We start from the raw sequence: 16,543 nt of genomic DNA, 5'->3' as shown, positions 1-16,543 counted from the left end.
GTATAATATAATCCGGAAATTTAATCTGGAAACGTGAAATAATTTAATAGGATAAAATAATGAACCGGTATTCTTGGACCGATCATAGATATAACTAAACAGTAGTAGATTGGCAATCCATGATAATGACTGACTAATAGCTAAACAATGCCTGAATTATGGTTAAATAACTATTAAAACAGTATCACTTGATATATTGAAAAAAGAAGTACAATTTCCAACTTAATTTATTTCTTAAATCCTTATTAGGGTCGGTTTAAGCTCTTGAAAGTTTTTGAGATCTTTAATATCTCTATGCGATACAGGCATTTGGGGAGCCAAATATTGGCATACCTATTGATCTTCCTTTTATATAATTTTTAAGCTTTTTTTACCTGTCTTAAAGTTTTTGCGGATTTACTTAAAATAATATGAAGGTTAATATGTTACCTCAGTTTAATATTTATTATTTACACATATCACAGGTATATTAATTATCTACAGGATTTCTCAGGCCGGCTGTCAGTTTCCTGATAAAAAACAGGTATAAAGTCGGAGCTCAGGGGAAATGAATTATAGTGACAAATTCACAATTATAATGAGAACGAAACGGAAGGAGTTTACTCATGCAGTTGAAGCTTGAACATTTCAATATAAAAATTGGGCAGCACAAAGTGTTGCTAAATATTGCCGACGCGAAGGAACTGGGGGTTAATGAGGGAGATAGAGTCCGTATCCATGGGCATGAAAGCCTTTCTGCCATTGTGGATACAACGGATGATATGGTTCCTCCGGGCACGCTGGGAATTTTTTACGAAGTATATGAGCACTTTCGGGATTGGGATAAACCTGTTGAGGTTGTCCCGGCATACCGCTCAAAATCTGTAACTGTAATCAAGAAACTCATGGATAAAAAACCTGTAGTGCAGGATGATATCAAAATACTCGTAAACGATATCGTGGAAGAGAATCTCAGTGATATCGAACTCTCCGCTTTTATAACATCTTCCTATATCCACGGAATGACAGATGACGAGGTCGAATGGCTAACAAAGGCTATGATCGAGAGTGGGGACACGATTGAATTTGATACTCACCCAATAATGGACAAACATTCAATAGGAGGAGTTCCCGGTAATAAGATCTCTTTGCTGGTTGTCCCTATTGTAGCTGCAAATGGGCTTCTTATTCCGAAAACAAGTTCCAGGGCGATTACAGGGGCAGGCGGGACTGCCGACCTCATGGAAGTGCTCTGTCCTGTAGAATTCAGTTCCCAGGAAGTCAAAGAAATAACCGAAAAAGTAGGGGGTGCACTTGTCTGGGGTGGAGCCACCAATATCGCGCCTGCTGATGACAAGCTCATTAGGGTTGAATACCCACTCTCCATTGACCCTTACTATCAGATGCTTGCCTCGATTATGGCAAAAAAAGGAGCTATAGGAGCCGACAATGTGGTGATGGATATCCCTGTCGGTCCAAGTACAAAGGTTCCCACTGTTCAGGACGGACAAAAACTTGCAGGAGACCTGATTAATCTTGGGCACAGGCTTGGAATGAACGTCGAGTGTGCAATTACCTACGGCTCCTCGCCCATAGGAAGAAAAGTTGGACCTTCGCTGGAAGTACGGGAGGCTATGAAAGTGCTGGAAAGCATGGAAGGTCCAAACAGCCTTATTGAGAAGAGTGCTGCAATTGCGGGTATTATGCTAGAAATGGGAGGTGCGGCTCCAAGAGAGCGCGGAAAAGAAATTGCACTTGAAACCCTGCGGAGCGGGAAAGCCCTTGAGAAGATGAGACAGATCATTGAAGCCCAGGGCGGAGATCCGAACATAAAATCGGATGATATACAGGTAGGGCAATATACAGCCGATATCTTTGCTTCTGCAGACGGGTATGTCATCGAATTTGACAATAGATGGATAATCGAGATAGCCAGGCTTGCAGGTGCTCCTAATGACAAGGGGGCCGGAGTCTCTATCCATAAGAAAATGGGTGAGTCTGTTCGAAAAGGAGACTCAATCCTCACAATCTATGCTGAGAAAGAATTCAAGTTAGAAAACGCATTGGCAACTGCACAGAGAACAAATCCGATAGTTGTTGAGGGCATGCTTCTAAGAAGGGTCCCCGGAACCTACGGGTTCCAGTAATCTTCTCTTTTTTTCAGTGAAATCTTTTAATACCTTGCAGGGTGTTAGCACGAGCATGAAAAGGATTGTTCTACTGCGCCTTGGGCACCGCCCGGAAAGGGATAAGAGAATTACCACCCATGTGGGCTTAACTGCCCGTCTGCTCGGTGCAGAAGGTATGCTCCTCGCCTCAGACGACCCAGGAATAGTACAGACGCTTGAGGATGTTGTCAGGCGCTGGGGCGGGAACTTCTACGTTAAGAATAACGTCAATTTTAAGCAGGAGATCCGGGAATGGAAAGATGCTGGCGGAAAAGTCTGCCATCTTTCTATGTACGGAGTCAATCTTCCCGGCGTCACTGATGAGCTTAAAAGCTGTGACAGGCTTATGATTGTCGTAGGAGCAGAAAAAGTCCCTCCTGAAATTTACCAGCTCGCGGACTGGAACGTCGCAGTTGGAAGCCAGCCCCATTCCGAAGTTGCAGCAATTGCTATTACCATGGACAGGATCGCAGATGGAGAGCCGCTTGAGAGGGAATTTCCAGATGCTGAACTGACAATTGTGCCTGCAGAAAGGGGAAAGCACGTTATAGAAAATACCAGAGATTGACTGGCACGGAAGATTCAATCTAATCTTTTTACTTTATTAATTTTCGCTATCTTTAATACTCAGCTTTTTAATTCCTCCTAACTTCTGTTTCAGCTCTCAGGAAATCCATTTTTAATTTTTCGGAACACTCACCTTGACTAGCATGGATATTTTAATTTTATCCAACCTCTTTTCGCTCAAGTTGTTATTTTTTTACCCGTATCTTTTAGTGAAAACTTATTTAATAATATAACCCAGTACAGTTCAATTTATTATTACGATTTATAAGAAAAGTGTTAAATATAAGTTCTACGTAAATTTAAATGTCTACAGACAGACAGTTCCTCCTGTTAAAGCAGTATCCGGATTTTTCCGTTTCTGTCCCGCCATAAGGGGATGATATGCATGAACCCATTAACGATTCTCCGGAAATTGCGTTAGGGCTCGGTAGAGGGATGCAGGGGCAGAAGTGTCTTTTGATCAGATTTCTCGCTTGATGAGCATCCTATCCGGCTATTTTTATTGAGATAAAATAAGGAACTAAAAAATTTATTTTAGATTATAACATTCAAAATTATTTATGATAAGGTGCAAATCCAGAAGTTTTTAAAGTATATATTACATATTATAAATGGGGTGAAATTCTGGATTTTAATGAACCGAATAGCCAGAAGTATAACCAGGATAGCCTTGAATAGGAGTTGCACCTTACAAGGCAACTTGTCCTCTGTAAATACGGAGTTCTGCGAGGAAGTAACTGCTGCAGCGTCTACAGACCTGAGAACATCCTGTATCCGACCCGCTGTTGCTGTCTTTACTGTGCAAACTCAATCTGGATAGGGGATGAGAAGAGCGCGATGAACCCTTTTGCTGCCCTGAAAGGGGACCCAGTCTATGCAATCGAAGTCGTAAGGGAAGAATCTCCGGATGAGACTGGGATAAAGGCAAGAATCTGAAGCTAAAAAGCGGAAATAAAAACGGAATTCCCTTTTTTAAATCGCAACTTTTATATTCTTAACTTGCTGTTTCTTGCTTTTCTTAATTCATAACCTTATAATTTTATTATTTTTAATTTATGATTTTATAACTTTTATCCTTTTTAATTCATAGCTTTATAATTCTTTATTCTTCTTAGTTCGTAACTTTATAATTCGTAAACTCATAACTTTTCTTATCCTAATTGGTGTACTCTATTGAATTAAAAAACGATAAAAAACAATAAATAGGGATATGACACGTGTATACACCGACTAGAACGGAAAAAAGGAGTAAATATGTGTGGAATAGCAGGAGCAGCCGGGGCTCCTGATATCAATGAAAAAGTAAAAAGAAGGCTTGTAGCCCTAGGACACAGAAGGACCAATGCTTGTGGAACATATCAAGTCGAAGGACTGAGTACAGGAAATACTCTGCTTAAAATTACAGGCGATATGCCCCAACCACTGGTTGGAAAAGGGGCTCTCGTATTCGATGGAGAGATTTTCAATTTCAGGGAACTCGGGGCCGAGCAGGGGGTAAAAATCGATTCCGATATTGAAATGCTCTTTACTCTGGTAGAAAAGAAAATTAAGGAAGGATATTCCCCGATAAACGCAGTCTCTTCCGCACTTTCTGGCGCAAACGGAGGTTATGCCCTAGCTTATGTCCTGGATAATGAGCTTGTACTCGCCAGAGATCCTGTTGGAATCAAACCTCTGTTTTATTCCCTGGAGAAGGAGGCAGAAAAACCGAAAATCTTCTTTGCCTCTGAAAGGAAAGCTTTCTGCGATGGAAGAAGTAATATACAGCCTTTCCCTCCTGGCAGCATAATGAGTTTCAATGCTCAATCGAGCGGAGATGTTAAGGAGAAATTTCTTGGAATTGAACTTCCACAAGAGAGGATCATGGAAGAGCATGAAGCGGCTTTCCGGCTGAAGGCGACCCTCGAAAAAGCTGTGGAGATAAGGCTCACAAAAACAACAGGAATCGCATTCTCAGGAGGCATTGACAGTACCTTTTTAGCGGCCCTTGCAAAAAGAATTGATCCCTCGGTTCCACTTTATACCGTAGGGCTTCCGAATTCTCATGATCTGGCTCAGGCTGAGTTTGCGGCTGAAGCGGCTGGCATGCTGGACTCCCTCAAAATCCGCCTTCTTTCCCCCGAAGAAATCGAAGCCGCAATCCCTGATATAATATATTCGACAGAATCGATAGACCCAATGAAAATTGCAATAGGACTTCCCCTTTATTTTGTTGCGAAAACTGTAAAAGAAGATGGGAAGCGAGTTCTTCTTACGGGGCAGGGCGCAGACGAGCTCTTTGGCGGTTACAGCAGGCATGAAGGTTTTTTTGAGCAGGGGCTTGAGGTCCTTGACAGAGAGATCTACTCAGACCTCAAACAGATTTCAACTATAAACCTTGAGAGAGACGATATGGTCACCACGGCCAATTCCGTGAAACTCAGGGCACCTTTCCTGGATAAGGAAGTAATAATAACGGGGCTTGCAATCCGCCCCGAACTTAAAGTCCTTAAAAGAAGTGACCGCTATATAAGAAAGTACATCCTGAGAAAAGCCGCAGACGGCCTGCTCCCGCCGGAGCTTCTCTGGAAGGAAAAGAAAGCAATCCAGTATGGGACAGGAGTTCAAAAGGTACTCGACAGGCTTGCCCGGGATGCGGGATTCTCAAAAAAGGAAGGAAACCATATTGAGAAGTACCTTAAACAGGTTGCTGCAGACAAAGGGTTCAATTTTATAACAAGGTGAGTTAATTTCAAGTTTCATAAAAAGATATGAATTCTTTCTTCGATAAATAAAGAAAAAGTATTTTTAATGTGTAATCAGGTATATTAATTCCTAAATCTTCATTAAATGGAAGTACTTTAAACAATATTCTATAAGGTATTACGAAACGAAGTCGGGGATAAATGAACAGGTATAAACAGTTTGAGGTTCTTATCCCTGCTTAAAAATCATTGTAGTTAATCTGAATCAATGTTCAGGGGGAATCCTCATAAAAATAGCAATTACCGGAAAAGGCGGCGTTGGAAAAACAACTCTCTCAGGTACTCTGGCAAGACTGCTTGCAAGGGATGGATACGAGGTACTGGCAATAGATGCAGACCCGGATATGAATCTGGCATCTTCGCTTGGGATAGAAAACCCACCAAAGCCCCTGACAGATTTCAAAGACCTTATTAGGGAAAGGGCAGGTGCCGAAGGTGGGGCCTTCATCTATAACCCTAAAGTCGATGATATTGCGAGCAAATACGGAGTTATAGGCCCCGATGGAGTAAGAATGCTTGTCATGGGCACCGTGGACCGCGGAGGAAGCGGGTGCATGTGTCCTGCTTCAGCTTTCCTTAGAGCTCTTCTCAGGCACCTTATGTACAGGGAAAAAAGTGCAGTTATCCTTGATATGGAAGCCGGGATCGAACATCTCGGGAGGGGCACTACAAGAGGAATGGACCTCATGATCGTGGTAGTTGAGCCCGGAGCAAGATCACTTGAGACGGCCGAGAGAATAAGAAAGCTCTCTTCTGAAATAGGGGTAAAACACCTTGCTGCCGTAATTAATAAAGGAAGCTCTGGTAAAGTTAATGATAAACTTGAAGAGCTTGGTATCCCGGTGCTTGGTGAGATTCCCTTTGACCCTATGTTAATGAAAGCCGACCTCGAAAAACGGGCTCCTATTGAGGTAGGCGGCGAGGCTGTGGACGCCATAGTAAAAATTAAGGAAAAACTTATGGAAATTGTTGAAGAGATCAGAAAGGAAGAAGCGAGCAAAAAATAAAGGCCGTAATCCGGCCCTCTCCACTCCCTTCCAGGAATTTTCCAGTCCTTTTTGGCAATATTGCTTTTTTTCTCCAATATTGCTTTTTTTCTCCAATATTGCTTTACTCTTTATGATTCTTACATTTTTTTATCTATGCTTTCCTTTTTATAATCCGTGTGATTCTTTTGACAGCACTCATTTTCTTCTTGTGATCCCTTCAATTCTTTTTTGATCTGCTTACGACTTATCTCTGATTTAAAAATCCATTTCAGGCCTTTAAGATTTTTAGGTTCAGTTAATTTAATTTATTTAATTTAATTAAATTTAGTTATAGCCGCTGTCCGGAGAGTTCACCATTGTTCCTTTTTTGTAAATCAGCTCAAGAAGTCTCATTTGCTTCTCTCTGATAAGAACATCAGTCGGATCGATCTCAAGCGCTCTGTCGTAACACTTCATAGCTTCCCCATATCTATCAAGGTTTTCCAGAGCCAAGCCCTTCTGATATAGTGAGAATACATCATCGGGCTTTATTTTCAGTACCTCGTCGTAAGACTCGATCGATTTTTCAAATTCCTTTAAGTTATTGAAGGCAAATCCCTTGAGACACTTAATTCCCAGGTTTTCAGGATCGATTTCAAGAGCTTTATCATAGCAGGCAAGAGCCTCTTTTGATTTTCCAGTCCTGTCCAGGGCAAAACCTTTCTGAATCCACGCATCGAAGTATAAGGGATCCAGTGTTAAGGCTTTATCATATAGCCTGAGTTTGTCCTCGTAATTATCAGTCTCACTGGCTTTTGTAAGGAGTTTTCTGGGATCCTCTGGTTCTTCTGTTGTTCCTGTCGCTTCCGACTCCTCTTGCTTTGCCTTATTCATCTTCGTACTCGCATTTTCTTCTGTCATATCGGAATCCTCGCTTTTTAAGTGAAAGCCCATTCCGGACCCCTTCCGGGTTTTTGCCACACCTAGCCGTTTTTACATCTCATACATGGAACCAGAGCTAAAACTGGTATTCTGCACTTTTGTTTTCAATGCAATATACCTTTTCTGATTGGAATTTTACCGAATATAAAAACTGTCCTTTAATTAAAACACAGTTATTTTAAGCTCAAAGCCTTGTGCACAGGATAATAAGGCTGGCAGAATAATATTACGGACAGGAAATAAAACAACAGATAAAAAGAAGTGAAATGGCAAAGTGATGACTGGAAAAATTAAAAAAGGGTTATTGAGAAGATCTGGCCTTCTGCCTCTGGATTTCCGAGAGTATCTTTACCTTGGTTTCAAGTGCAGGAACAAAGCCCGGTTTCAGTTCGAGAGCCTGGTTGCAATTTTGCAGGGCTTCATCGTGTTTACCAATTTCGGAAAGGACAAAACCTCTGGCTGCCCAGAGGCGGGGTTCGGTCGGGGCAAGCTCAAGTGCCTTATCATAAATTTTCAGGGCTTCCTCTAACCTGCTGAGTCTGGAGAGCAGACTTCCAGCCGAGGTAAGGGCTTCAAGGTAATCGGGCCTTATTCGAAGAGCGGAACTGTAAGCTTCAAAGGCTTCTTCTTCTCTGCCGAGAGCCGAAAGTATGGAACCTTTGCCTGCCCAGGCTTCAGCGTATCCGGGATATTTCAAAATGATTTTTTCATAGGTCTCCAGGGCTTCCTCAAACCTGCCAAGCCTGGCAAGAACAACCCCTTTATTGTCCCAGGCAACTTCAAAAGTCGGTTCAAGCTCAATAGTCCTGTCATAAGCAGCAAGCGCTTCTTCAAGCCGGCCCAGCTCTGAGAGGATAACGCCTCTGTTATACCACACCCTGTGATCTTCAGGAGCGATTTTCAGAACCTGTGCAGTAAGCTGCAGGGCAGTCTCAAACCGCCTGGTTTTATACATGAGCACCGCCTTCTGAAAGAGGGCTGTGGCGTCCTGAGGATCTTTTTCAAGCCTTTCAGTGCAGTACTGCAGCTCCTCGAAGAACGGGAGGGAGGCATAAAGGTCTCTTACAGCCAGGAAAATAGGCAGGATTTCATAGTTTTCCCCGTGAAATGTAAGTGATTTTGTTACCATATTATACGAGAAAGCTGCCGGTTTTCCTTCAGTACCAGATATTCCCTCAGTTTTTTCTTTTCCTTCGTTTTTCTCTTTCTCTATTCCTTTAATCACAGCTTTCAGCCCGGAGAAACCCGCTGGAGAAAGGGGGGAATTGCCTGAGATCGAGAGTACGGATCTGAATGTTTTCCCGAGTATTTTATCGTTATTTCGCCATAAGATCGCTGAAACACTCTGGCATTCATTGAGGAACTTTCCCAGGCACAGCCTCAGGGACGCCTGGCTCCCGGACTGCTCAAGTGCAGTAAAAGCTGAGATTGCTGCCCTGCAGTGATCTCTAAGCTCGTTCAGGGAATTGTTTATTCTGGAAGGATAAGCCTCCGTTTTAAGCCCTCCTTTGCCTTTTTCAGCTATGGTCGGAAAAAGAGCCGCACATTGAGCGACCTTCAGGTGGAAGAAATTTTCCCTTTGCCGCAACTACAAGCTTTACAGCCGATCCGGCAGGGAGCATCATGCCTGGCTTTGGGTCCTGCCTTAGAACTTCTCCGATCATAATCCCTATGGGAAAAACTCCTTTTTGCTCGACTATCTCTCCTGCGGTGAACCCGGATTCTTTCAGGATTTTCACGGCTTTCTCAAGGGGCTGTCTTACAACATTCGGAACCTCCAAATTTCCTGTTACGGTTCCTTCTCCTGTTCTGATTTCTGGCTCCGATGTGCCCTCTTTTCCTTCCAGCACTTCTTCGAGCAGGTCGATTGCACCGCTAATGCGGAGGAGGGTTTCATTAAGACCCTTTTTCCGCTTTTCGAGCTCTGCAAGCTTTAACTCGATGTCTTTGAGGATTTTCTGCCCAGACTCATATTCTGCCTTTAGCTCGGCTAAACGCTGTTCAAGTTGTGCTTTCATACTTCTACAAACCCCTTCTGATCAATTGCTTCCATTTTATTCAGACTTCTTCATTTCGTTCTGAATCTCCATTCTATTTAGATTTGCCTTTCATTCTGGATTCAGAATCGACTTTACCTGAGATTTTACCTCGCTTTTGCCTTTATTTTCTTGCCAGGCTCTCCTGATTTAAGTATGATTTTATCTTTTGATTTTATCTATAGTTTCATTTGCTGTTTTTTAATATAATGTGCTTTTTCCTTTCTGTAAATTCCAGCCCAATACATTTTAAGTTTTATATTTTTATACGTAACCGGCTTAAAAAGATATAATCTCTGAGATGCGGGAAAAAACTTTCTGGATGCAGAAAGAAAAAGAAATATTACTTCGGAGTTCTATTTAAGCCATCAGTGTTACACTATGTATAATAAGGTTATATGAGGGTGATTTTATAGAAACAGCCAGTTCCGAGCAAATTAAGGAAATTAACGAGTACGGTAAAGAGATGATCGAGTTACTTAAGCTGGAGACTTCCCCTGTAGCAGTTGCCCTGGTGCCGGAAGGTACCGAAGTACCTGAGAAAATAAAGAAGATTGACGAAAGTATCAGGCACTGTCAGATGGTTGACCGTGTGCGTAAAACCGGGGAAGAGTTTTATGCAACGCTTGAGGATGAGACCTGCAAAGGAGGAGCAGCAGCCCTTGGTCTAGGAAAGATGCCTCCTAAAGTTGAAAGTGGAGAGTTCTACTACGAGACCCTGAAGCATTTCAAAACCCTCGAAGCCTCACGAAAAACCCTGGAGAAAATTCCCAGGATCGAGGCCGGGTCAAAGATCGCAAGCATATATGCACCACTTGAGAGTGCCACTTTCATGCCTGATGTTGTTGTGATTATCTGTAACGCAAAACAGGTAATGCTCCTGACCCAGGCGATTCTTTATAATGAGGGCGGCAGGCTCGAAGCTGAGTTTGCAGGCAAACAAAGCCTTTGTTCAGATGCCGTTGCCCTGCCCTACCTTACAGGCAAAATGGGAATAACAGTGGGCTGTTCGGGAAGCAGAAGTTATACCGGCATTGAGGAATCAGAGTTAACGGTCGGGATTCCTGTAAACCTGCTAAATGACCTGATAGAAGGTTTGAGGGCAATTGCCGGAAAAGCCCCTGCAAAGTAACAACCTGAAGGAATTAAAAAATCTTAGGGAATTAAAAAATCAGGAAGATAAAAGCAATTCAGGGAAATAAAAAGCCATTTTATAAAAAGTACAGAATCACAGGCAGTAAGATGACTCCCATTGCATGAGATTTCCTGACATTCATAAAGGAAGCCAGCATGCCTATGGGAGTTGAAATTACAAAGATGAAAAACCCGAAGAGTCCTGTGAAGAGATAAACCATTATTGCAAGCCCTACAAGAACCCCTGCGCAGAGTTTGCTGTAATCGACTTTTTTTAGAATGAGATGTGCATTATCTCCGATCCAGATCGTGGAAAAGTAGGAAAGCAGGGCTGTTAATACCATAGCGGCAAAGAAAAGCAGCAAAGAAGGAAAATCAAGTATATTCGTTCCCAGGATGTCTTCTATAGCAACCATTGCCCCGCTTCGGGTTCTTCCTATTACTACAAACGCTACCAGCCCGAAAATCGCGTTAGATGTATTTACTCCGGAATTCGAAATTATGAATTCTTTGGAACTATCAAGCGTCTCAGGGTTACCGGCATAGGGATCAGAATAAAGAGAGGACTTGAGCCTTCCGAGTTCGGGTTCAGGAACTTTTTTCTTGAGGGGTATCCTGTCAAAATCGACTTTTGCAACAAGCCCGGTAAGAAGTGCGGCAATAGCAGAGGAGAGACCTGGCAGCCATGCCACAAGTGAGCCTGCTGCGCTGCCTGTCAGAATTCCCCTTAGAATTCTTTTTCGGGAAAGTCTGAGTGCAGACACGGATTCCTCGGGAATTTTAGAGCTTGTGAGAAGGCTTATTATTAGCTGGGATGCGCCGAAGAGCCCGCTCAACAGGGGCAGGAGTATGGAAGGCTCCCCGAAATTAACAATAGGAACCATAAGCGATTCCCTGGCAAAAGCAAAGAGCCCAAGCACTCCTGTAATCAGAAACAACACTAGGGCAAAAGCTTTGTACTTATACTTTGCAAGTGGACCTTTTTTCTCATTTGGATCCTCACCTTTCTCAGTTGCAAGCATAAGAAACACTATTAGAATAAGAATCGCTGCCATATGCGCTTCAATATAGGGATAGACAGCCTTGAAGAAAAGAGAGAATGGCAGTACGAAAATCAGGGAAGCAACTACTGAGCCTGCGCTTCCGAGTGCTGAAAGCCGGACTGCTTCAGCTCCTGCCCCTTCAATCAGAAGCCTGTGTCCTGGCAGGACTGTAAGCGCAGTATCCCCATCAGGCGCCCCTAAAAATATTGAAGGGATAATATCATGAAAAGTCTGTGAGAGTGCATTTGAAAGAATAATCACGGCTACATAAAAAGGTGAAAGCCCTTTTTCAGCCAGGAAAGGCGCGAGGGCTACAAGGGCAAGTGCAAAATTATTGTTATGTATCCCTGGCAAAAGCCCGGAAATTATACCAAGCAGGTAACCGCCCAAGACTGATAAAAAAAGTAAAAATAGGGAGATATCTTCCACTCAGCCAACCACCGATGACTTGATTTTAGATTTTAGATTATACACAATAATTACAATTATTTCTATTTATAGATATTTTATGAGTCGGTATGAGAAGAAAATTATTTTTCATTTCAGAGTGAGTACAAAAAAAGATTGGTGCTGAGTGAATGATAGCATTGATTGAGTAATTTGCATTGATAAAATAGAGAGAAAAACTGTGTGAAAGAATATAGAGATGAATTGCTGAAAGAAGACAGAATATGTGAGAGGAAAACACTATATAAAGAGGAAAAAGACCACTATGATATAAATGTAAATTCCAGATACTAAATGTATGTTTCAACTTGCAAAAGTAGTATATTAATTTAAAATATTTGCATAATTAATGTATTAATTTAAAATGTAATAGAATAAAAAATCTACCCTAATAATTTAGGGTATTTATAGCATAAATATTTTACGTCTAAATTCGGATAATTATCAAGGAAATTAGCTAATAAGAATAATTATAGCCCTTCCAGACGATAAAACGTTTAAAAATTTTGAGTTTCCTTTATCACATCAAAGTAAAAGAAAAATCAATTCCACTTATGTTTTATATAAGACTGATATTCTATATCTTGCTGCTCTAAATGCTAATATTGAATGGGGTTCATGAGTAGCATTTAGCAAAATGCAGAGCAAGGGATATGAGGTTCGCCATTCCTCAACCCTGCCCTCCATAAATCCGAAACCCCGCCTGAATAGGAAAGATCTTGAGGTTTTGCCATTCCTCAGGTTTGAATTCAGGAGAGGTTTCAAAAAGGAAACGGAGTGAGGTTCGCCATTCCTCACTCCGGATTCCGGAATATTAGAAGCAAAAAAGAAGTGAGAGGCAGATCCCTCTCTAAGCTATTTTTACCTCTCACTTCAACTCTTTTCTAAACTTCTTTTAACTCTTTTCAGAACTTCTTTTAACTCTCCTCTAAACTTATTCTCAACCCTTTTCTAAACCTCTCCATAATTCTTTTTAGGTGCAGTCCTGCCTTCAATGCGAGTTCTCATGATCCTGCCTTTAATTTCCAGCCAGTCCTCTCTTATGACGGTTTGTTTTTCAGCCACTTCCTCTTCCTGGCTGTTCCTGCCTTTTATCGCTTCCTCTTCCAGGCAGCTCCTCTCTTTTGTCACTCCCCCTGTCAGGTTGTTCCTCTTCGACTTCTACCGAATGCTCCTGCTTCCTATAACTTCCTCTTCGAGGCAGCTCCTTTTCAACCTCTCCCGATTGCACTCGCTTTCCATTACTTCCTCTTCGAGGTTTTTCGTGCTTTCTTTCACTTTCCCTCTCAGCTTGTTTCGGACTCATGCAGTGCCTCTTTTTCTGCTTTTAATTTTAGCTCATTTTTGTTATTTTCTTTATCCATAATTTATTGTTTTCATGCCTTTTTATATATTTTCCATGGTTTTTTATATATTTCCATGGTTTTTTATATATTTCTATGGTTTTTTTATATATTCCCATGGTTTTTATATATTTCCATGGTTTACAGGTACATCAATCAGCACTAACTCTGCAAAAGTAGCCGTTTCCAGGTGAATAGTTTCTTCCTCATCAAAACGTGCCTGGTCTCCCCGCCCGAGACTCTGGCCATTGACAGAGAGTTCTCCAGTTGAGATATATATGAAAACAAACCTGCCTTCCTTTGAATTAAAATGAAGCTTATTTTCTTTTTCGAGGCTGGCACGATAAACTGTCGCATCTGCATTAATTTTCAGGGCATCTTCAAAACCCTGCCCTGAAGCCAGAGGAAGCAGCCTGTTCTTCCAGCCTGAAGGCTCGAATTTCATTTTAGAGTATGTCGGTTCCAGATTATTTTTATAAGGAGAAATCCAGATCTGGTAAAAACGCAGGGGCTCCTTTCCTCTGTTAAACTCCGAATGTTCGATGCCCCTGCCTGTGGTAATACACTGCACTTCTTCTTTTCCCAGAACCCCCCTGTTTCCCATGTTGTCTTCGTGAGTGATTTCTCCTTCAAGCACTATTGTTGTTATTTCCACTTCGGCATGTGGATGAGATGAGAAACCCTTTCCTTGTTCAAGAATAAATTCATTAAAAGCCCGCAGGCTTCCGAAATTGAGATTTTTAGGATCGTAGTAGTCAGAATAGGATAAAAGAAAATAGCTTTTAACCCAGCCTTTATCCCTGTAGTACCTTGCTTCTGCCGGAATAATTCTGATCTTAAAACCCCCTGCTGCCCAAGTATTACATAATTGCTTAAGTAATATGTAGATTTTTATTAGCTGAAAAGGATAATACCCCTGGAAACAGAGATTCTGAACTACATTTATAGGGCCTGAAAGGGGTAGATAGGAATAACAGAAAGTAAACAAAGGAGCTTAAAAACGATTTTTCTATAAAAACATAAAAAGCCATATATATTATCGGTCCCTTTCCTAAAAGAATTGTGCACTGCACAGTTAGAAGTAATTTATTATACTTCAGCTAAAAATATAATTATATTTCCGTATCAAATTTTAATTTTTCAGTTATTCCTCGTTAATTGGCAGAAAAAAGGATTTAAATGACAATCAAATGCAAAAAATGCAATAATGAAGCTATTATTTTTCAGAAGTATTCCGGGATGCACCTCTGCAAGAAGCATTTTGTGGAGGATGTCGAAAGGAAAATCAAACTGACTATCAGAAAAGAATACAGTATACGCAAAAATGAAGTTATAGCCGTCGCTCTGAGCGGAGGTAAGGATAGCTCGGTCGCCCTATACGTGGTGCACAAAATTCTGGGGATCAGGCCTGACATTGAAATTGTTGCAATTTCTATCGATGAAGGAATACACGGATACCGTCCACATTCCCTTGAACTTGCAAAAAACCTCACTGAGATACTCGGGGTACGGCATATTATAAAATCTTTTAAAGATGTGCATGGGGTGACCATGGACGAGCTGGCAGCAATGGATCGAGAAAAAGGCACATGCAGCTACTGTGGTGTACTCAGGAAAAATATCCTTAATAAGACGGCGCTTGAGATCGGTGCAACAAAACTCGTCACAGGGCATAACCTGGACGACGAAGCACAGACAATCCTTCTCAACTATTTCAGGGGAGATATGGAGCGTATGGTCAGGCTTGCACCGCCTGCAGCGGTTGAAGGCCTGGTCCTGCGGGCAAAGCCCCTGAGGAATATTCCTGAAAAAGAAGTAGCACTCTATGCCCTGGTAAACTCCCTTCCTGTGGACTTTAGCGAATGCCCGTATGCCGGAGAAGCCCTGCGAGGGGAGATAAGGGAGCTTTTGAATAACTTCGAGGCAAAGCATCCTGGTACCAAATATTCCCTGCTAAGGGGCTTTGATAAGCTTGTAGGAGCTCTTTCAAAGGAAATGCCCTCCGCAAAAATCGAAAGATGCAGGATTTGCGGCGAAACCTGCACTGAGGATCTTTGCCAGGCCTGTAAATTGCTTGGCAGGTCTTAAAAATAAAAATCAAAACAAAAGCTGACCCTCTAGAGACCTACTTTTCAGAAGCTATCCGGGTCTGAAAGCAGTTCTGATGGGTTATATAGCTTCCTTCCTTTTCGGGTCATGTAGAGGCGTGTCCACAGGACAGCAGTGAAAGGTTGCAGAACCGCAGGAGGAATGAATAATGTAACTGCTGCAACCAGATTGTTTCCCGGGCCTGCTAATTCGCCGACGTAATTGTTGATTAAAACCAGCCCTACAGTGAATAACCACATAAAGAAAACATCAAGCTTATTGTTCATAAAGAAAATAAAGCTAGTACTTAGAGCTTCCAGGGGCCCGAGTTCATCGATCACAAGAGCATATGAGCTCAGGGAAAGCATGAGATTTACAATTACTATGTACACTGTCCAGAGAATGACTCCTATAACCAGCGCGGTCATACCATGTATAGACGCTTCCGGATTTTCAACCAGCGCGCTTAAGTTCCCTACTGCAAGGGCACCGGGCACCAGAAATATGATTCCTACAAGCAGGATCAGGGCAGTTAGCAGGACTGCCAGGAAGAGTCTGAATGTGTTTTTCGAACCCGAAACCAGCATGTCTGAGATTCCTGTATCCCCTGTCTCGGAGGCTTTCTTTGCCATCCCTATTGCCCCTGCTGTGAAATAGGACTGAGCGAACGCCGCAAACAGGAAAACTCCGAGAAGCAGAAATACTGATAGTCCTAGATTTTTAGAAAACCCTCCCCACAACATGGCAAAAATTTCTTCGTTAGAAAGAGTAGCAGGATCTATAATAGTTCCGGTACTTGAGGTAAAGAACAGCAAGCCCATTATCACAAAGAAAAGGAGGTAAAGAATCAGGCTAATAAAAGAACTAAGCATATACGGAATACAGATGTTTAAATTTCTAACCCAGGTTTTGAATCCTCTGTTGAGTACTGTCCCAAATTCTTCATGCATATGCTGTGACCTTCCAGTATAAAGGCAGTGAGCCTACATTCTTTTTGCAATCATATCCTGACAGCTTGCAAAAGTATAACTTGTATACAGGCTCACAGATACCATTTTTGAGTACATATGCAGGAAGATAAATA

Annotated in this window: 14 protein-coding genes; 7 read left to right on the top strand and 7 right to left on the bottom strand. The window is 42.0% G+C overall.

Annotation, left to right across the window (positions count from 1 at the left end; all coding sequences use genetic code 11):
- Positions 1–605: 605 nt before the first annotated feature.
- The 5 genes from AOB57_RS01685 to AOB57_RS01665 all read left to right on the top strand — a co-directional run bounded on the left by AOB57_RS01685 (position 606) and on the right by AOB57_RS01665 (position 6,465).
- Complete coding sequence (locus tag AOB57_RS01685; protein ID WP_054298081.1) at positions 606–2,126, top strand: AMP phosphorylase; 1,521 nt, start codon at positions 606–608, stop codon at positions 2,124–2,126.
- A gap of 55 nt (positions 2,127–2,181) precedes the next feature.
- On the top strand, positions 2,182–2,715 hold the full coding sequence (locus tag AOB57_RS01680) for a tRNA (cytidine(56)-2'-O)-methyltransferase (RefSeq protein ID WP_054298082.1): 534 nt from the start codon (positions 2,182–2,184) through the stop codon (positions 2,713–2,715).
- 680 nt (positions 2,716–3,395) lie between these two features.
- Positions 3,396–3,650, top strand: coding sequence for a hypothetical protein (locus tag AOB57_RS01675; protein ID WP_054298083.1), 255 nt, complete (start codon positions 3,396–3,398; stop codon positions 3,648–3,650).
- 318 nt (positions 3,651–3,968) lie between these two features.
- Positions 3,969–5,438, top strand: coding sequence for an asparagine synthase-related protein (locus AOB57_RS01670; protein ID WP_054298084.1), 1,470 nt, complete (start codon positions 3,969–3,971; stop codon positions 5,436–5,438).
- A 241-nt stretch (positions 5,439–5,679) separates the two neighbouring features.
- Positions 5,680–6,465, top strand: coding sequence for an ATP-binding protein (locus AOB57_RS01665; protein ID WP_082384086.1), 786 nt, complete (start codon positions 5,680–5,682; stop codon positions 6,463–6,465).
- A 306-nt stretch (positions 6,466–6,771) separates the two neighbouring features.
- Here the strand turns inward: AOB57_RS01665 and AOB57_RS01660 are convergent, their stop codons facing one another.
- From AOB57_RS01660 to AOB57_RS01650, 3 genes are all read right to left on the bottom strand, one after another.
- Positions 6,772–7,347, bottom strand: a complete 576-nt coding sequence (locus tag AOB57_RS01660) for a tetratricopeptide repeat protein (protein ID WP_054298117.1) — start codon at positions 7,345–7,347, stop codon at positions 6,772–6,774.
- Between the two features lie 322 nt (positions 7,348–7,669).
- Positions 7,670–8,956, bottom strand: a complete 1,287-nt coding sequence (locus AOB57_RS01655) for a tetratricopeptide repeat protein (protein WP_226999584.1) — start codon at positions 8,954–8,956, stop codon at positions 7,670–7,672.
- On the bottom strand, positions 8,886–9,386 hold the full coding sequence (locus tag AOB57_RS01650) for a PASTA domain-containing protein (protein WP_054298086.1): 501 nt from the start codon (positions 9,384–9,386) through the stop codon (positions 8,886–8,888). The genes AOB57_RS01655 and AOB57_RS01650 overlap by 71 nt, the downstream gene beginning before the upstream one ends.
- A 484-nt stretch (positions 9,387–9,870) precedes the next feature.
- On the opposite strand from AOB57_RS01650, the gene AOB57_RS01645 reads away from it, so the two are divergent.
- On the top strand, positions 9,871–10,536 hold the full coding sequence (locus AOB57_RS01645) for a DUF169 domain-containing protein (protein WP_054298087.1): 666 nt from the start codon (positions 9,871–9,873) through the stop codon (positions 10,534–10,536).
- Between the two features lie 79 nt (positions 10,537–10,615).
- Here the strand turns inward: AOB57_RS01645 and AOB57_RS01640 are convergent, their stop codons facing one another.
- The 3 genes from AOB57_RS01640 to AOB57_RS01630 form a co-directional block, all read right to left on the bottom strand.
- Positions 10,616–12,010 (bottom strand): tripartite tricarboxylate transporter permease, encoded by a 1,395-nt coding sequence (locus AOB57_RS01640; protein ID WP_054298088.1) that lies wholly within the window; start codon positions 12,008–12,010, stop codon positions 10,616–10,618.
- A 1,075-nt stretch (positions 12,011–13,085) separates the two neighbouring features.
- Positions 13,086–13,334, bottom strand: coding sequence for a hypothetical protein (locus tag AOB57_RS01635; protein WP_054298089.1), 249 nt, complete (start codon positions 13,332–13,334; stop codon positions 13,086–13,088).
- A gap of 161 nt (positions 13,335–13,495) precedes the next feature.
- The gene (locus AOB57_RS01630; protein WP_226999583.1) at positions 13,496–14,359 is read right to left on the bottom strand and encodes a pirin family protein; all 864 of its coding nucleotides are present in this window, start codon (positions 14,357–14,359) and stop codon (positions 13,496–13,498) included.
- A gap of 191 nt (positions 14,360–14,550) precedes the next feature.
- Here AOB57_RS01630 and AOB57_RS01625 point away from each other — a divergent pair, with 191 nt between their 5' ends.
- Entirely contained in the window at positions 14,551–15,459 is a 909-nt protein-coding gene (locus tag AOB57_RS01625; protein WP_054298090.1) for a TIGR00269 family protein, read from the top strand.
- A 44-nt stretch (positions 15,460–15,503) separates the two neighbouring features.
- On the opposite strand, the gene AOB57_RS01620 is transcribed toward AOB57_RS01625, so the two are convergent.
- Positions 15,504–16,409: a DUF7847 domain-containing protein gene (locus tag AOB57_RS01620; RefSeq protein WP_054298091.1), complete on the bottom strand. Its 906-nt coding sequence runs from the start codon at positions 16,407–16,409 to the stop codon at positions 15,504–15,506.
- Positions 16,410–16,543 lie beyond the last annotated feature (134 nt).

The sequence above is a fragment of the Methanosarcina flavescens genome, assembly GCF_001304615.2.
In the GTDB taxonomy this organism is placed as follows: domain Archaea; phylum Halobacteriota; class Methanosarcinia; order Methanosarcinales; family Methanosarcinaceae; genus Methanosarcina; species Methanosarcina flavescens.
This window is presented reverse-complemented; position numbering and strand designations above follow the sequence as displayed.

Excerpts from the sequence above, each read along its gene's own strand:
- AOB57_RS01685 (WP_054298081.1), top strand. The coding sequence starts at position 606 with ATGCAGTTGAAGCTTGAACATTTCAATATAAAAATTGGGCAGCACAAA.
- AOB57_RS01680 (WP_054298082.1), top strand. The coding sequence starts at position 2,182 with ATGAAAAGGATTGTTCTACTGCGCCTTGGGCACCGCCCGGAAAGGGAT.
- AOB57_RS01670 (WP_054298084.1), top strand. The coding sequence starts at position 3,969 with ATGTGTGGAATAGCAGGAGCAGCCGGGGCTCCTGATATCAATGAAAAA.
- AOB57_RS01660 (WP_054298117.1), bottom strand. The coding sequence starts at position 7,347 with ATGACAGAAGAAAATGCGAGTACGAAGATGAATAAGGCAAAGCAAGAG.
- AOB57_RS01650 (WP_054298086.1), bottom strand. The coding sequence starts at position 9,386 with ATGAAAGCACAACTTGAACAGCGTTTAGCCGAGCTAAAGGCAGAATAT.
- AOB57_RS01645 (WP_054298087.1), top strand. The coding sequence starts at position 9,871 with ATGATCGAGTTACTTAAGCTGGAGACTTCCCCTGTAGCAGTTGCCCTG.
- AOB57_RS01635 (WP_054298089.1), bottom strand. The coding sequence starts at position 13,334 with ATGAGTCCGAAACAAGCTGAGAGGGAAAGTGAAAGAAAGCACGAAAAA.
- AOB57_RS01625 (WP_054298090.1), top strand. The coding sequence starts at position 14,551 with ATGACAATCAAATGCAAAAAATGCAATAATGAAGCTATTATTTTTCAG.
- AOB57_RS01620 (WP_054298091.1), bottom strand. The coding sequence starts at position 16,409 with ATGCATGAAGAATTTGGGACAGTACTCAACAGAGGATTCAAAACCTGG.